The organism is Lyngbya confervoides BDU141951, from assembly GCF_000817775.3.
GTDB classification, from domain to species: Bacteria; Cyanobacteriota; Cyanobacteriia; order Thermosynechococcales; family Thermosynechococcaceae; genus Lyngbya; species Lyngbya confervoides.
Map to the genome: position 1 here is coordinate 1 of NZ_JTHE03000071.1, position 17,029 is coordinate 17,029.

The following is a 17,029-nucleotide window of genomic DNA, read 5'->3' on the forward strand; positions in this document are numbered from 1 at the left end:
GGTCAGCTTGGGTGAGAGTTCGATATCTCCTTGACAAGTTATACAATTAACCGCTGATACAGACTATTCAGGTCAGACAGCCAATTTTTCGAGGTGTCCCCTAGGTAATCCCCAGATCAATCTGACTGTAAGATCAGTCGGTGGGGAAAGACTCAATCGGGTTCCACCACAGCATTCGCCGGGCCTGGAAGGAGAGGACTTGCCTTCAAATAGGATCCTCCTTCCAGGCGTTGGGATTCACGCCCCTGCTAGGTTATGGATTCACCGTAGTCCTGAAACGAAAAAATCCGTGGGCGTTAGCGGGGATACCCGCCCCAGTAGCCTTGGGAATCCTCTCTAGCTCAACGACAATCGCGCCATTGTGCTGATTTTGATTGATGTTGAGATTACAGGCGGGCGGCAGTCCACTACCGGGAGGATAGTAGCGAGCGCCATCGTCTCCGCCAATATTGGTATAGGAATATTCGGATCCGTCGAAGGAAACCACAATGGCACGATTTTCTCCAATGATGCCATCCGGGTGGGCAGTAATGCCGTTGTAGGCGTCTAGGACAAGGGTTTGGTTATCGGGAACGCGATCGCAGAAGACAACATTCTGAGCATCTTCTGCCCCTGAAGACAAAAAGTAAATTGTATATTCAACCGTTTGTCCAGGCTGAACCTCCCCCCCCTCGATCGCGCCGTAAAGATCGGGGTTGCTATCTCCATCCGCATTGGGCCAAAAGGGATGATTATCTTCCTCGCCTGCCCCGTCCACGTAAGCATTTAAGGCGGTACCGTCATTGGGATTGGTGAGTTCACCATTCACAGCCGTAATCCGTTTGACTAGGGCAACCTCCGGCTGGTTCACAAGCGGTGCCGTAATTTCCAGGGGCGTTGGGTCGGGGCGCGCCCCTGTGACCGGATAATCAGAATTAATCTGGGGACCATTAAACCCCAACGGAATATTCCCGAGTTGCGCTTGATTAAACACAATGCTGCCCGCAGGTAAGCCTTCTGTGGCGAGGAAATTATTGGGAACTCTTACCTCAACCGTGATTTCTGAGATAGAGTTCCCAGGCAAGGTCAATCCTTGAATGACCAGTTGCGCAGAATTACCGTAGGCATTAGACTCTCCACCCAGACTAGGGGAAATCGTTAAGGAATTCTCCATAAAGACGCGGGTATCGGGCATCACATCGGTGAAGGAAATACCATTCACAGGCTCTGTATTCTGATTGGAGATTCGGTAGGTATAGGTTACAGTTGCACCAGCAGATGCCGTAGCGGTTCCATCGCCGTTAACCGCTCCGGAAGCCACCGTCTTTTCCAGTGAAAATCCGTAGGGACAGGCTGAACCATCATTGAGGGAGACCGTTCCCAGGTTCGTTGCAAAGGCCGTCCCCACAGCAGTATTGGTATCTAGATCAAGGGTATATTTAATCAGTTTCCCAGATGCATTTTCGTAGGCGTAGAGATTACCAAAAGCATCGAAGTAGAGGGCTCCAGCCTGATTAATCGCCGTCGTCCCGCTATAGGTGGTCGTGAAATTGATGACCGATCCACTGACCGGGTCAATTTTAACAACGACATCGTTGGCATTATCATAGCCATAGATGATGCCATCTAAGGGGTTAAAGGCAAAATCGTTCAAATTCACCGATCGACTCAGGGTCACTGTGCCTGCGCTAGTCGCTGTACCCAGTCCCGTAACATTAATTCTGTACAGGGCATTCCCCGTTTGAAGAAAGTAAACGCCCTGCGCATCCACATCCCCCGAAACGCTATTGACCCCAGAGAATGGCACCCCAAGGTTGCTGACGGTCCCGTCAGAGGCAACCCGATACACAGTGTTTGTGCCCGGATTGTAGCCGTAAATATACCCGTCTTGCACGTTAAAGCCAATGGAATTGGTGTAGGCTGCAATTGGATTTTTTCCCGCCATGCTTGGGATTTGTACGAGCTGCCCCTGGGTGGTATCCACGTAGTAATAGTCAGAGGGGTTATTTTGAGCCAGCACAAATTGACCATCACAGACAAAGGGCGGCCCCGCGGCAGGACTGCTCACGGTGATGCTATCGCTGGCAGAATTATTGCTCATGTCTGAGTCTGGAACACCTGGAGCTGCCAGGTTATTGGATAGATCGCCAATGGTGGCTGTATTCGTGATGGTACTCGGAGGAGTGGGCAGCAGTATCCCAGTCACAAATAAGGTTGCCGAGGCTCCATCGCTTAAGTCTAGGGTGGTCCGAATGGAGTTGCCGGTCCCGCTCGGACTATCACAGGCATCCGTACCAGCCCCAGGAATCGTGATACTGCAGTTCCAGCTCACATTTTTGAGGTCCGTTGGTACACTATCTGAAAACGGTGCATTGAGGACATCTAGGGGACCATTATTGGTAACAGTGATGGAATAGGTCACCGAGTCCCCGCTCTGGAAGGTCCCGCCAGCGCGAGGTCCTGCCGTATGGGTTTTAGAAATTGACAAGTCTGCTCCTGTGGAAGCGGCTGTCAGCGCCACCGCATAGTCCTCCACCTCCCCATCACTGGCCGGGAGGGTAGAGCGCTCATCCTGGTCTGGGGTGCTGCCGTCGTCTGTGAGAACATCGGTGGTGAGACGGAATCGAGCATAGGTACTCCCACTACTACCGATATTGGGAATCGTCCAGCTGAGGGTTGCAGCGGTTGCTCCCGGTGCAACGATGACACTCTGGTGTTCACTCGCAGCAAATTTGTCGTCTTGATCAAGATCAACCCAGGCGTGCAGGGTCGCAGAAACCCCCGTGCTGTTTCTCACTGGAATATCCTGTAGGGTATAGGTTCCCGAAAGCGGAAGATCTGGTAAGACAGTCAGGGCATCTTCATCGTCGGTGACGGATTGGTCGTCGCCATCGGCACCGGCCCCGTTGTCTCCCCCTAACTGAGTTCCCCCCTCCCCATCCGGGGGAATAGTTCCCAGATACAGAGTCGGTTCAGCCTGAATCTGATGCCGAGGAGATCCGTAGAGGCTGGGGGCATCTCCATAGTCACTCCCGCCAATCAACAGGGACTGTAAGAGACTTGCTTCCTGGCGATGCAAACTATCATCGCCATTGAGGGGAAACCCCGCGGCTTCATCGTCAATCCTGTCTCCCTCATCGTTATCGACGGTGTAGAGATCCTGGTTGCTGCCACCATCACTATATTCCTGGTTTTGATTCACGGCCGGATTGCTCGTCGCCGGATCCCCAAGCTGAACCGTGACCTCATCCCCACTGCTCAGCCCTGGGTTGATTTTGACCGGCACGCGAACCTTAAGGGTCCCTGCCGCAGGAATGGATCCGGCGGGCATCCCAAGAGCAGTGGCATCGCCTGTGTTGTTTCCTTCGGGACGAATGGTAATGGGTAGGGAGGAAAAATTCGTGGGAGCGCCCGCCCCACTGGGACCATCGTAATCCACCTGAATAATTTGCACGGCCCCCTGCTGGCTGCCATTGGTGATATCAAGGGTGCCCGGAATAAAAAACTGCGTCGGGTCATTGCCCACATTGGTCACCACAAAGTCAAAGTAGACCACATCCGTGGGATCAATCGTGCCATTTCCCTGGCTGGGGCCAGCCCCAGCGACTGCGCTGGGGGCTTCCACCACCCCAGCGGCGGTCACCGTGATCCCGGCAACTTCTGCCACCGTAACCTGGACGAGATTGGACTCAATGTTAATGCGATTGCTCGTGGCAGGGTCCAGGAAGCTACCGGTCGCCTGGTTTTCAATTACGGTTCCTGGAACGGGACTGGCCGCGAGGACGCGGGTGGGGACGAGACTCGTCCCTAAAAACAACATTCCGGTCAACCCAGACTGCAGCGATCGCCGTCTTGAAGGGGAAAGACCAGCAATCTTGTTCGGTAAAAGCTGTTTCATCGAAAACGGGCGGGACAACAGACAGGCAAGGAAAGAGACTCAGGCAAGACTCCAGGAGTCCCCTGGGCTTAGGGTGGACTATTCGGTGGCAAAAAAATCAGGTAATCACCACATTCACCCCGGTCCTCGATGGATTTCTCCAGACCCACACGGTTCACGAACCGCTTGTGCAAGCGCATCTGGCAAAGACCCAGAGAAATTTCCAAGCAGCGGCAACCCAATCTGCAGCCATTCGCAGCGCATCATTCGGGGTTGCGAGATACTCCCCGCGATCGCACGGTTACATTGCGCGCAGGTTCAGAGGTGCCGTAGTCGGGGTGGGTGGCAATGACGCTAAATTGGGCGCTGGCTTGATCGCTCAATTGATCGCTCAATTGAGCGCCTAGCTCAGCTTCGGATAGGAAAAAGTCAAAGCGTCCGGTTTGGTCCACCGTGGTCTGCGCTACCCTTTGGCTCAAGGGTCCACGCTGCTGAAACACCGATGAGGACTCATCTTGCTGGACTCGATACAGGCTCACAGTGGCCCCCGGCATGGCCACCCCCTCCAGGGAGACCCCGCCGCCAACGACCGAGAATTCTCGACTCAAAAACTCAGGGGCGCTGATTCCCCGATTCGCGGTGTCCAGGTGGCGCTTTGTACTCTCTGTCCTGGGATTTGGGCCATCTCCAACCTGATAGTCGCGCACGGTCGTGTGGCGACGAGTGACCAGATCGATGCTGAGCCCCTTCAAGTTCCGAAACTGATTATCAACAATGATATTGCGACGACTCTGGGGATAGGCGGCAATCACAACCCCTGGCCCATTTTGATCCCCAATGTAGTTTTGCCGGATCTGATGATCGTTCCCCATCAGATACAGCGCCGCCCGAGGAATCTCGGTACCATTTCCGAGGATACGGTTGTCCTGAACGGCGATCGCGCCGCTGGTCTTGAATAAAAACACAGCGCTGCCCGCATTCTCTAGAAGTTGATTCCCTAGAATCTGCGTGCCGCCAATCTGCCCCTCTAAGCGCACTGCATCCGGCATTCCCCGAGCGCCATTCCCGCGAATCTGGTTCTTTTCAATGCGCGTGTCTGTGGCCCAATGGCTGGTCACAATGGCGCTACCCCGATGATTTTGGAGCTGATTATTCGCAATGGTCAGGTGCCGAGCCTCGTAGATCCAAATTCCAAAGGCAGCCCCAAGCGCGTCCCCCCCTGGCGTCGCCGGACCGATCACATTGTCAGCAATCACAATATGCTGAGGCCCAGGGCGATCCTCAGCCCTCCAGGGTCCGCCTAAACTCTCCGCCTGGGGGTGGTGAGTCACCAAAATACTGGCAGAGGGCAGTGCGAAGGACTGTCGATGGAGTGCCCTAAACCCAGATAAATGCAGTCCCCTAACCTGCAGGCGATCGGCGGTTAGGGTGAGGCCACGCAACACCTCAACCCCGGCCTGGGGCTGCAGCGACACCACCGGATTTCCAGGCTCGTACCCGCCTTGCGTGGTTCCATCTATAACCAGATCCGGTGCCGCGATGGCTGGCAGCAGGGTCTGTAATCGAATTGTTGTGTGCTGGGGCGGCAGGTCAAACACAATGCGAGAACCGCTGCTGCGATCTTGAACCTGAGCCGCCTCCGCAGGGCTGAGGGCGGTTCTGGGCAAGGTGCCATTAGCAAGGGCGATCGCTTCTCTGAGCGTCAGCTGATCATCGGGCTGGATCTCCCCGTCTTGGGCGCTGTTCACGGTCAGGGTGAACTGAGGAAAGGGGGCGAGCGAGCGAGCGGGCTGCGCTCGGCCTATTATCCCCCCCAGGCCCAAAACCAAGCCCAGGCCTAACCAACCCCAGAGTTCGTGGAGGTTCAGGGCAGCGGGCAGGGGCGACGGTGTTCTAAACGGAGGTCTGATCATGGCGCAGATCCTGGCAGTGCAATATCTGGGTGGGAATCCTGGCCCCTTTTCAGGGTCTGTTCGGCCCTGTCCGAGGGGTCCTCGCCCCCCAAATTCAACGCGTCCATCAGGGCCTTCAGCTGTGGCCGGTCCAGGGCCGATCCTGGCCGGGAAGCCTCCTCAGACACTGGATTCTTCTCAGCCTCCACGGGGTTGAGGGGTTCGGCCGGGGGCTGGGGCGGCTTCTGGAAGCCAAAGTCCTTAAACAAATTGTTATCCAGCTTCAGGGTCACCCCCACGTAGGGACCGTCGGCTGAGCGTCCATTCCCCAGATCGCGATCGTTCACATCTCCAAAGGCATAGCCAGCACTCAGACGAATATTGGGGTTGAGATAGTAGCCCACCTCTGCATTCAGGCCCACCTCACCAAAGCCGGTACTGGGCTGTCGAATCCAGCGGGCATCCGCAGACACATCCCAGCGCGAATTCACCCGATAGGTGGCTCTGGCCTGGGCAAGGGTGACAGAACTGGTATTCATCATTCCTTCGGCCACCTGGGTGCGGCTCTGGCGATAGCCCAGCTTGCCGTAAAACTCCCAGCGCCAAGTCGGTGCGTAGATGGCTTCTGCGGCCAGCAAATGCTCGGTTGACCCGGTTCCCCGCCCCAGCAAGAGAGTTTCTGGAATCAGGGAGGGATTCTCCCGATACTCGTAGCGGAGGAGCCCCGTGAAGGTGTCATCGGTGGGGTTTCGGTAGGCCAGTCCTACTTTGATATCTCGTGTGATCCCCAAGTCCGAGAGCTTTTGGTTTGCGGCGCTCGACTGATGAAATCGGAACAGGCCCGTGAGGTCTCGGGTAAACTGCCCCAGGGCGTTGGCCGAAACCACGGTATTCGATCCATTCCGGTCAGATTGCCGGTGCTCAATCCTGGCATTCACCTGCACATCAGGATTGTCGGTATAGCTAATGCCCGCACTCATGCTCTGCCCATTGGTCAACGGCAGGGACAAGGCGCCGGATCCAACGGCAAAGGGCTGCTCAAACTGATCGCCCGCGGCGGTTTTAAAGCGGCTTCTAAACACCCGCTCGTAGGAAAGATCCAACTGCAGCCCCCGCGCCAGCTTAATGCCCTGATCAATCCCCAGGGTGCCGCCCATGGTGCGATCGCTAAGAAGGCTCAGTTCTCCGCGCACCGTCGTATCGGAGGAAAAGGTGTGAGATCCCTTAACATCCAGGCTGGTGTAGAAGTCATCCTTAAACTGCCCCCCGCTCAGGTAGGTATTGTTGAGGCTGAGGGTAAGGCTGGGATGCACCCGCCAGTCCAGTCCCAGGGTGCTCCGACTGGGGTAGATGGGATCGGACTTGGAGGACAGGGTTAAATCGTTATAGGCCCGGACACTGAGGGTGCGGGTCAAATCCAGCTTAAACTGACTGCTAATCTGATCCGAGACGACGCGATCGCCGCTGATCCGATCCTGGCGATCGCGATGCACCCAGTCCACGCCCAGGCGGGCCTTACCAATTTTTTGAGCCACACCCGCCCTCAGCGTGGTTAAGGAATTGTCCAATCGGAACCCGGATCGCGGCACAACCCCCGGATCTAGAAACTCCGCCAAGGTGTCGAGGGGGGCGGGCGCAATGCCCTGGTTATCTTCATGGTCGTAGCTAAGCTTCAGACTGGTGCTTGAGGAGACCTTCGCATTCACGCTAGCGCCATAACGCATCTGACCGGGCACAAAGGAGGTGGTGGCGTTGTTAGAAAAGCCGGTATCCGAGGCGCGAAGGTAGGCCTTTCCCTGAACAACATCCAACAAGGTGCCCGAAACTTCCATTCGGTAGGCCTCGCCGCTAATCGGGTCGCTATAATCTAAGCTATTTTCCGAACGAGCATATTCGGCCACGAGCAACCCGTCCTGGCCAAAATTCACCTGGCTATCAAAGCCGTAGAGCTGAAATTTCTGGTTTCCGCGATCTTCGCGAAAGTAGGACCCCGCTAGCCAGATTTCCTCTCCCGGATCGCGATCAAAGTTGTACTGAACCCGGCCCCCGTACACACTCGTTTCCTGGCCAGCGCTTTCAAACCCGTAGGTTACGACAATCCGCCGCACTAACACCTTCCCCTCGGCATCAATATCCGTGCGCTGCACCGGATCGCGAAAGATAAGGGCACCGCGATCGTAGTCAATGTCGTAATCAGCCCCGCGCAGGAGGCGTTCCCGTGCCACCACCGTACCCGGTCGATTGAGTTCCTCTAGCTCTAGATAAACCTCTTCGCTACCGGCCAGGATCAACTGACGCGAGAGGAAATAGGTGCCGCTGGTGCCATCCGGCGCAAGGGTGTCGCGCTGGAAACCCTCCACGTCATTTCCATAGATCCCGGTTAGCTGTAGATTGCCCAGGTTATAGTTGCCCTTAAAGCCATGCAGATCCCGGCCCAACCCCGTAAACAGTTGCGATGATCGATTGAATTCGGGGGTGTTGTAGTCTCCCCAGAGGAAATAGTCAGATCCGGCCCCCCTGACCGGCGAAGTCCGCTCAAACTTTAGATAAACGTGGTCTTTGGAGGGGGCCACCACATCCGTCTGAGAGCGATCGCCGTAGAGGGGATAGAGGGTTTCATCACAGTTTTGGCTGACGGTGCGAAACAGGCCTGATTCCCCGTTGCAGTCCCTATTCAAGGGGCGATCGCTGTTAGCCGCTCCAGTAATCAGCCATTCTCCCCACGAGACCGTACCAAAGGCAGCAATGCCCGCATCAGCGGTCCAGCGATTGTTTTCCTCAGCCGGTAAAAAGTCCCGCAAACTGCCGAAGTAATTGGTGCCCCGGCGTCCTACGCGAAAATCCACAACGCCCGCCAGGACACCGGCTTTTCGCAGCGGGGTAGAAAATTCAAACTGGTGGAATCCCTCCAGGTCGTTGCTCTCGGCCTTGACCCGCACAAACCCAGCCTGAATATCCGACTGGATCTGGGCAGTGAACACGCCGTCCTCTGCTTCCACCTGAAATCCTGGTGCGTCTGGATTTTGATCTACGCCAATAAAGCGGCCAGCGGTGGTGTGGAGGGTGACGCGGCTATCCCAGGTGGATCGATTCTGGTTCGCATCCAGCAACTGGCCTTGAATTGTGGCAACGGAGCGGCCATCGGCAGGAATCCGCGACTCCAGGGTGCGCAGGCGAATCTGGGTGGGCCGTCCGCGCACTTGCAGGGAAATACTCTGGAGGGGGTCACGCTCGCCCAGGCGATGGACCGTGATCTGATTTTCTCCCTCCTGGAGGACAACGCCGTACCAGGTTTGCCGACGGACCCCGAGGGCGGCATCGGTCTCGGTGCGGCCAATTTGCACCGAATCAATTAAGCGACCATTGGCTCGCAACTCGATGGACTCGGAGAGGGGAGCCTGGACAGTGACGGAGGTTGCGGGCTGACCCACGACCGATCCGCTCATGGGCGAAATAATCCTGATGGCCTGGGGATCAGGGGCGACCGCATTATCATTCATGGCGGGTCGGTATCCGCGGAAGATTTGAACGGTATCTTGAGCGGAGAGTTCTCCCGATCGATGGACAGATAGGGTATTGGTCCCAGATTGGAAGTTAAGGTCGTGCCAGGTCTGCTTGACCAGTTGGGTCGACGGATCAATCTGGATTTGACCGATGAGACCCTCATCCATCAGCTGACCATTCAGCCGCAGTTCAATGTCCTCCCCCAGGGGGGATTGAATCGTCACGGCGGCGGTGGGTCCATCCAGCAGACTCCCTGCCGCAGGGCTCAGAATCTGAATTGGCCCCTTTGCCTCGGCCTTCGCAGGAAGCTGATCTGTGGTTTCCAACGGGACCTGCTGGCCCAAGGTTGGAGAAGTTGCGGCTGGAGCGGCCTCCTGCCTTGGGATGGCAACCTGCCCTGGGGTCTGGTTCTCTACGGTCTGGCTCTCTAAGATCTGGCTCTCTAAGATCTGGCTCTCTACGGTCTGGTTCTCTACGTTGACCCCCGCCGCAGTCGCGGGCTGGATCGCTAGACTGGTTCCAGCGATCGCCCCAATCAGTCCTAGGGGAATCCAGGCAGCGGGTTTCGCCTTGGGGTTCATTCCCGGTCCTCCCCGTTAGCGGTGGGCATCACGCCAAAATTCATCCGCACCATCCCTCCCGGCGCGAGGTGCACCAGGCGGGCTGGGCTATTGCGTTCAATAAACTTAAGATTGGGGGCAAGAGTATAGCCCTCCAAGCTTTCAGGGTCCAGTGCGCCCGTACGGTATCCGGGCAGGACGCACTGGACATTAAACAGTCCGTCTTCATCGGTGGTGATTCGATTCCCGTCATCCATCCAAACAACCGCGTTGGGCACCCCAGGTTCTCCCGGCTGCTGTTTGCCATCAAAATTACGATCCACAAAGACTCGACCCAGAATGGTGCCGCAGTCCGAGAGTAGTCCAGGCGTAATGCGGACCCGGTGAATAGAGGGACCATCGAGCACTTCCAGATCGTTGTCCACGCGCTGGGCCGTGACTGTGGCGGAGTTGAGGCCATCTCCTCGAAGCGCATCAGGGGTAAGCTGCGCTCCGTAGACAATCACAAGGGTTTCATCCCTCGGCAGGGTTTCACGACTGGAAAAGGAGAGGGTATTGCCCCGCTGATTAACCGTGAGTTCAATTAAGCGCCCGTCCAATTCCGCCTGCACCATGGAATCGAGAAACTTAAAGCCCATGGGCAGCACATCCGTCACGAGCAGCGTATCCAGGTCGCCGTCACTGATGTTGCGCACTTGCAAGCGATAGAGCACTGTATCGCCAGGGGCTGCATTGGCGCGATCGCCCGACTTCACAATCTCAATCTGATTGCTCTGACAAAGAGAGTTCATAAACTGAACGGCAACGAGCTGAAGACCGATTCGATCGGCATCTTCAATCAGAACCACCGACTGGGTAATCTCCATCTCCCCCTGCATCCCGATGGGAAGACCATCGAGAGAAACCGCCTCATACTGAACCTGCTCGCGATCGTTATCCCCGAGCGGTAAAATATCGATAATTTCAATTCGAATGCGTCGCTGGCTGTAGATAGATCCAGTTGGGGGGTCCACCACCAAAATATAGGTACGCCCAATATCGAGCTGCCCCGTACCGCGATTGAGTAAAAAGCTATAGGTTCCTTCCTCCTCATTGGTGAGCGAGTAAGGATTGCGGTTCAATGTGTTGGGTGTAATGCCCGCAGGGATCTCGTTTCCCCGAATATCTGGCAGCTCCGTGGCAGTGAGGGGCGTTAGCCCACCTAGCTCTGTTCCCGTAGAGTCATTGGGGGCGGGGTCGTAGAGACCCACCTGAAAACCCGTATAGTCCTCTAGAATTTGACCATTGCAGCCGAGAATTTGACCTCGAGGATCCACAAGCGGTCTGAGAATTTCCAGATCAACCGCGTTGGTTTCGCCCAGGCGAGTCCGGGCTTTGTACTGATACTGAAAGCGGGCTCGATTAGAGATGGGAATCTGCGAAGACTCTGTAGCCTGAGGAGTAAGCGGGGTATGACCGTGATCTGCCCCCAGGTCCTCAGCCCGGATCGTCGTAGCGCTCTGGAGCAAATAGATCAGCAAAATGAGGGGACGTAACCGCCTAATCCATGGATGTATACCTTGATAGGAGCGCATTAGCAAAGGAAGAACAAAATGGAGCCTAGGGAGATAGAGCAGGCCGTAACGATGAATCAAAATCTGGGGGGCAATCATCAGCGATCGCCCTGACTGACCCACTGCGGCGCGGCATCTGGGGAAACTTCAGTTCTAGGGCCAGGCAATGAAAACTGTAGCGGATTGGCCCACAGGGGACTGCAAGCCCACTCGGACGTCAGGAAGAGACCCAGTGGAAACGAAGTCTCAGTTCCCCAGCAAAACATCGGAGAATTAGCCTCACAGATGACCCAGGCTGGGTGGGCCTCACCCAATGGCCCACCCAACGGTTCCCTGGTCTGCTTAGCCGTTATTTAACAGCCACTTCAAACACGGCCCGAACCGAGGCCATGGGTTCCAATGACTCGCTGTAGTCCCATCGAACATGGCTATACATCTCAGCAGGCGCGGGCTGCATTTCAACGGTTCCATCTGGCAAGGTCACTTCAACCATGGGCTGAGCCGAGAAACTGCTCCCCCCATCAATGCTGTAGCTGAGTTGAGCGCCATTCGCCTTGGCGGACCCAATTACATACTGAGTCTGATTCGGGACGGGTTGAGTGAGCACCAGGCTTTCAGCTGGCTTGTCTCCGGCATTTTCGCTGCTGAGAACATAGCGGAGTACATCCCCCGGTTCAACAGTGGCGGCGCCTTTAAGATCCTCCCAGGCAACCATTTCCTTGCCTTGGGCATCGGTCATGATGACCTTCTTTTGTGCGGAAAGCACCAGCTTCACCTTAGGCTGCACGATGTTCTGGACGATTGCTTCACCGGCCTTGGCAAGCTCAGCAAAGACGGGTGTGCTAGTCATCACAGGCACCGCAGCCGCTGCGGCCAAAATACCCAGGCCAAGGGCTAATTTACGTTTCATTCTCTCTATACCTCTCGCTAAATATCTGTCATATCGGATCTACGCATTCTCAAAGCAGGGGGGCCAGGACCAGCGGGAATACTTCTAGGTTTCCCCGCTGATCGGCCTCCCTATCAGGGTTACTGAACTTCGCGGCGAATCAGGAAGGTTCCGCTCCCGCCGGGCACCACAGTCCCGACTTCATTCACGTAAGCCTCGACCGTGGCTGAATTTGCCGGATCAACGGTGCCAATTAAGGTGTCATTAGCAGTATTGCCGTCATCCGTAAATTCCCGATAATAGCGCACCGGACCGGTTGAGGCACTGACCCCATTTCGGTGAACCGTGAGGGAGGTTCCCGGCGGATCTGTGAACCAGTTATTGGTGCCAGCATCCCCATCTTCAACAATGGTGAATTCCCTTGCGGTCAACCCCACATTGCCCGAGCCCACCACCGGAGCACTGACATTTTCGTAGGTAATGCGGTATTCCAGGATATGTCCTGGTTCAGCCCTCTGGGTGATGGTCTGAGTCCAGTCTTCAATCACGGTCACACCATCGGCCTCTAGAATACGCGCCTCCTTCACGACTTCCATAAAGCCCAGGAAAGTCCGGTTGAGGGTGATATTGTTAATCGATTCATTGGTATATCCATTGCCGCCGGTATCCGGGAAGGCAATGATGGCCACAGGCACCACATCAAACTCATCGACAGTGACCCCGTTAAAGTTCACAATCACCTGGTAATCAAGCTGCTCACCAGGATCTAGACTTCCCACGTTCACCGGGGTGCTCCCACCATTGATCTCCCAGGCGTTGGTGGTGCTATTCCAGGTATAGGTTGCGGTCAGCGTATCTCCATTTCCAGGATTAGCTGGAGTCGGATCGTAGGAAATGGTCACCTGAGTTCCGTTAGGAATATCGGCATTGGTTCCATACTGACCGGTGACTGTGCTCTCATCGGCCCCTTCAGCCACAGCCGGAGACACCGGTTGCAGCGTCACATTATCAATGCGAGAGGTATTGGTCGAGGGGTTTGCCACCGTGTTGTTAAAGGTCACGGTATCGGTCGCAATCACATCTGGGTCAATCCCGCCATTGGTATAGTCGTCATCATCATCGGTGGGACCCACTGCATCTGGGCGTCCGTCAGGACCATTCAAAATATTGTCGTCTCCGCTCGACTCTTCTCCGGTCAAGGTAATTTCGAAATCTTCACCGTCAGGGCCGACGCCGCTGCTGGTTCCATCATCGGTGCCGTGATTGACCGGATCGGCGATACCGGTATCATTGACCGGGTCGAAGTCTGACCCATCGGCGGCTGGCGGATTGCCATTGTTAAAGTTGTTCGGGTTCGTATCTCCAGATTCGTCGTAGATGATTTGGGCCACGGGGTCGTTATCATCAGCCGGGTCATCATAGGTTGAACCAAAGACCTGGGCTAAGTTATAGATACTTCCTCCAGCAGCGGGTAACCCATTGGTCACCACTTCAAACTGGAAGCCGGTCACGGATGTTCCCGCTGCCAATCGCGCCGGAGCAGGAGCAGTACCGGTATAGATGAAACCAATCCGCCTGACAGCAGCGTTGGCAGGTGCCGCAGTGGTCCAAACGGCGGGAGTCGCACCCGTGGATTGAACTGGACTGGTGGTTTCCGGATCGCTCACGGAGTAGACCGCCGTCCAGTTTGTAGGTGCATTCACGACGCCGTTATATTGGGTCAACTCAGGAATGACATCAGAGACGAGGATGACGTTTGTGCTCACGGGGCCCGATCCACTATCTAACCGGATCGGGGTCTTCTCTAAGTCCTCTGCGGTATATAAACCACTGGGAGAATTCGCTTCCACTCGCAGTGAGAGGTCGTAGGTAATCACATCATCACTGGCGGCACCAGAGGCCCCTGGGTCAATCTCACTGGAGGTTTTTTCAATGGTTGCCAGCGCCAGTGGCTTTTGCTCTGTAGCAAATTCCACTGACTGGAAGGCACTGGCCTCGCGCTCGCCACCACTGGGCGAACCATTCGCCTCCCCAACGTAGGTATCATCAGCCAAATTCACAGTTGCCACATTGCTATCGTTTGCATCGGCAACCTGGTTTTGGGTACTAACACTGTTGTCATTGGGGGGAGTGTTACCCAGGGTGACAGAAACCGGATCTCCTGGGTTGAGGCCCGAATCAATCGTACCGGTCACCACAACAGTCAAAAAGTCACCGGCTCCCAGAGGAACGCCCCCTAAGTCTGCCACAAGCAGCTGGGGATCATTCCCGGTAATGGTCCCAATGGGATTCCCTGCCGAATCAAAGACTTCAATCTGTGTGGCGGTCAGGTTCTGGACAATCAGGTCGTCGAGGCCGGGAATTTGCACATCGGTTGTATCGTTACCCACGTTGGTGACAATAAACCGGAAGTCAACGATATCATTGGCTTCAAAGGATCCGCCATTGGTATCATCAACGCCGTTGGGCTCAACGGTGATACCGGCAATTTCGGCAACGGTTACCGTCACGGTATTGGACTCGGTATTAAATTCTGTCCCGTTTCCATCTTCGTAGGAGGCGGTGGCCGTGTTAGAGATGGTGTCGCCGGCACTGGCAAAGGCCGGCGACAGGATCAGCGGCTGGAGGAGACCCCCTACCATCAGGCTAGCGATCGCCAGCGGCTTGACGAATGGTCGTTTGTTCGGAGAATGTTTACGTAAATTGGGTGTCATGGTTGCACTAGAAAAAAGACCAGAGGAACCTTGAGCCCCGCAAACTGCAAGGCTCAAGCCAAACCCTATTCAGGTTCTTAAAACTCGGGAATGAAGCTAGACTCTTTTTTGAATGAGAAATTTCGCGCAAGGAAAAAACTGAATCATGGCTGAAAAGAGAGTCTGGGAAACTTCCCCAAGGTAGGTGAGGGGTCGGGGAGCGAGAACATAGAAAAATGCCTATGCCACACCTTTACGAGACCTATCAACGTTCTTAGTATGGGCAGCCCCAAAACAAAATTAACTCCGAAAAGCTACTGAAGTTCTACCCCAGGCCGGACCTCGATCCATCTCTCGGCCTGAGGCCTCATCTTTTCTAGCCAGGTGGCATGGTGATCTTGCCGGGGAAGGAGATGCTGACAGCAAGTAGCCGATTACAGGGGGCGAAGATCGGGGTTTTCAAGGGATTTTCTGGCTTCACAGAGCCCACAACACCCCCAACGATCCAATTCCATTGGAGGCGTGGGGCAATGACAACAGGGACAGTCCGGCAGCGATCGCGATCGCGCCTGTACGGCTTTCGCCCACTGTTCAAAGGCTTCACGAGCATCCCTAGGCAGTAGAGAATTAGAGGGAGGTGATTTTTCCTGAACCGTAAGATCCGCCGCCTCCGCGCGATCGGGCAGAAACCCATGGAGGGGCGATCGCCCCCATTGGCTGCTAGAGAAGAAAATATCGACAATGTCCAGATTAAAGCGATCGTTGAGCTTTTTAATCAGATTTTGGCGTTCAAAGGAAAGGTTGTGCGCCCAGACACCGCTGGAAGTTGCCACTTGCAGAACCCGCTTTTGGGTGAGGCGAAGGGGCTGGGTTTGGGCACTCACCGCAGGTCCCACCAGCTGCGGCCATTCATCGAGAAGCCGCTGAAAGGCCTGCTGTTCCTGCCAGTGAGTTTGCCGAAGTTGGCGAATAACACGATTGAGAGATTCAAAACTCATGGGTTTCCCTGCCTGGATGCAGCCCAAACAGACAATCTAGTCAGCTTGCCTTTTATTTTAACGAGCGGATTCCCCAATACTCGATCAATTAAGATTTTTGCTTGCCCACGTCCCCCAAGCTCCGTCGAGTTAGCCCAAGGGAGACCACGTTCCGGCAGAAATCCAGGATCTGCTGCTGAGGCTGATTCCGCCCAAAGAACGTAGCGCCCTTTTTTTGGGCACCCTGATAGCAATAACAACCTATCTAGTGCGGCCCTCCCGGAATAATACCTATGGATGCCTATAAAACTGAAAATCTTTCTACAGACTTTGAAAGTGCCTTTGATCTGAACTCGTCAGGTGATCAGGAGTTAGAGAGTGCCTCTGTCAGTGATATGTTGGTCGATCTCGAGGAGTCGCAACATTTTCAAGATCTAGACGCAGAATTTGCAGATTTCACCCAGTCAGATCTCACTTTGGAGGTCAATCCTGTCGATGAATTTGACCTGGATGGAGATCTAAACAGGGAGACCGATCCGGCGCTGGATTTAGACCTGATGGATGATGGTTCGGATCAGTTCTTTGACCCATCCTCTTTGGATGACAGCCAATCTGCCTTCGAGTTAGACAAGACCGATCCTGAATCCGATGAACCTCACTCTGCGATCGCTTCCCCCATTGAAATGCCGTCCGCAATGGAGGAATGGCTCAGCGCCGACTCTTCCCAGCCAGCCATTGAATCAGAATTTGCCCAGGCACTGGAGTTAGCGGTTGAAACGGAATTTGCCCAGGACACAAAACCGGAAGCGGAGACAGAGTTAACCGCGGCATCGGAATTTGCTGTTGAATCAGAGTTTTTCGTCGAGACAGAACCGGAAGCGGAGACAGAGTTAGCGGTTGAAATGGAATTTGCAGCGGAAACAGAGTTAGCGGAGGACTCAGAGTTAACCGCGGCATCGGAATTTGCTGTTGAATCAGAGTTTTTCGTCGAGACAGAACCGGAAGCGGAGACAGAGTTAGCGGTTGAAATGGAATTTGCAGCGGAAACAGAGTTAGCGGAGGACTCAGAGTTAACCGCGGCATCGGAATTTGCTGTTGAATCAGA

At 55.1% G+C, this 17,029-nt stretch carries 8 protein-coding genes; 1 reads left to right on the top strand and 7 read right to left on the bottom strand.

From position 1 onward, the window contains the following. Nucleotides 1-253: 253 nt before the first annotated feature. The 7 genes from QQ91_RS12695 to QQ91_RS12725 all read right to left on the bottom strand — a co-directional run bounded on the left by QQ91_RS12695 (nucleotide 254) and on the right by QQ91_RS12725 (nucleotide 15,945). Nucleotides 254-3,877, bottom strand: a complete 3,624-nt coding sequence (locus QQ91_RS12695; RefSeq protein WP_166282605.1) for a DUF11 domain-containing protein — start codon at nucleotides 3,875-3,877, stop codon at nucleotides 254-256. A 242-nt stretch (nucleotides 3,878-4,119) separates the two neighbouring features. Then, on the bottom strand, nucleotides 4,120-5,769 hold the full coding sequence (locus QQ91_RS12700; protein ID WP_166282607.1) for a right-handed parallel beta-helix repeat-containing protein: 1,650 nt from the start codon (nucleotides 5,767-5,769) through the stop codon (nucleotides 4,120-4,122). Then, nucleotides 5,766-9,833, bottom strand: a complete 4,068-nt coding sequence (locus QQ91_RS12705) for a TonB-dependent receptor (RefSeq protein ID WP_166282609.1) — start codon at nucleotides 9,831-9,833, stop codon at nucleotides 5,766-5,768. Before QQ91_RS12705 ends, QQ91_RS12700 begins: the two co-directional genes overlap by 4 nt. After that, nucleotides 9,830-11,464, bottom strand: a complete 1,635-nt coding sequence (locus QQ91_RS12710; RefSeq protein WP_236096185.1) for a hypothetical protein — start codon at nucleotides 11,462-11,464, stop codon at nucleotides 9,830-9,832. Before QQ91_RS12710 ends, QQ91_RS12705 begins: the two co-directional genes overlap by 4 nt. 250 nt (nucleotides 11,465-11,714) lie before the next feature. Next, nucleotides 11,715-12,275, bottom strand: a complete 561-nt coding sequence (locus QQ91_RS12715) for a DUF11 domain-containing protein (protein WP_166282611.1) — start codon at nucleotides 12,273-12,275, stop codon at nucleotides 11,715-11,717. 119 nt (nucleotides 12,276-12,394) lie between these two features. Further along, complete coding sequence (locus QQ91_RS12720; RefSeq protein WP_166282613.1) at nucleotides 12,395-14,968, bottom strand: DUF7925 domain-containing protein; 2,574 nt, start codon at nucleotides 14,966-14,968, stop codon at nucleotides 12,395-12,397. 413 nt (nucleotides 14,969-15,381) lie between these two features. After that, nucleotides 15,382-15,945, bottom strand: a complete 564-nt coding sequence (locus QQ91_RS12725; RefSeq protein WP_166282615.1) for a DciA family protein — start codon at nucleotides 15,943-15,945, stop codon at nucleotides 15,382-15,384. 272 nt (nucleotides 15,946-16,217) lie between these two features. Between QQ91_RS12725 and QQ91_RS12730 the strand changes: the two genes are divergently transcribed. Beyond that, a partial coding sequence (locus tag QQ91_RS12730; RefSeq protein ID WP_201277454.1) for a hypothetical protein occupies nucleotides 16,218-17,029 on the top strand: 812 nt, incomplete at its 3' end.

Excerpts from the sequence above, each read along its gene's own strand:
- QQ91_RS12700 (WP_166282607.1), bottom strand. The coding sequence starts at position 5,769 with ATGATCAGACCTCCGTTTAGAACACCGTCGCCCCTGCCCGCTGCCCTG.
- QQ91_RS12715 (WP_166282611.1), bottom strand. The coding sequence starts at position 12,275 with ATGAAACGTAAATTAGCCCTTGGCCTGGGTATTTTGGCCGCAGCGGCT.
- QQ91_RS12705 (WP_166282609.1), bottom strand. The coding sequence starts at position 9,833 with ATGAACCCCAAGGCGAAACCCGCTGCCTGGATTCCCCTAGGACTGATT.
- QQ91_RS12710 (WP_236096185.1), bottom strand. The coding sequence starts at position 11,464 with ATGATTGCCCCCCAGATTTTGATTCATCGTTACGGCCTGCTCTATCTC.
- QQ91_RS12720 (WP_166282613.1), bottom strand. The coding sequence starts at position 14,968 with ATGACACCCAATTTACGTAAACATTCTCCGAACAAACGACCATTCGTC.
- QQ91_RS12725 (WP_166282615.1), bottom strand. The coding sequence starts at position 15,945 with ATGAGTTTTGAATCTCTCAATCGTGTTATTCGCCAACTTCGGCAAACT.
- QQ91_RS12695 (WP_166282605.1), bottom strand. The coding sequence starts at position 3,877 with ATGAAACAGCTTTTACCGAACAAGATTGCTGGTCTTTCCCCTTCAAGA.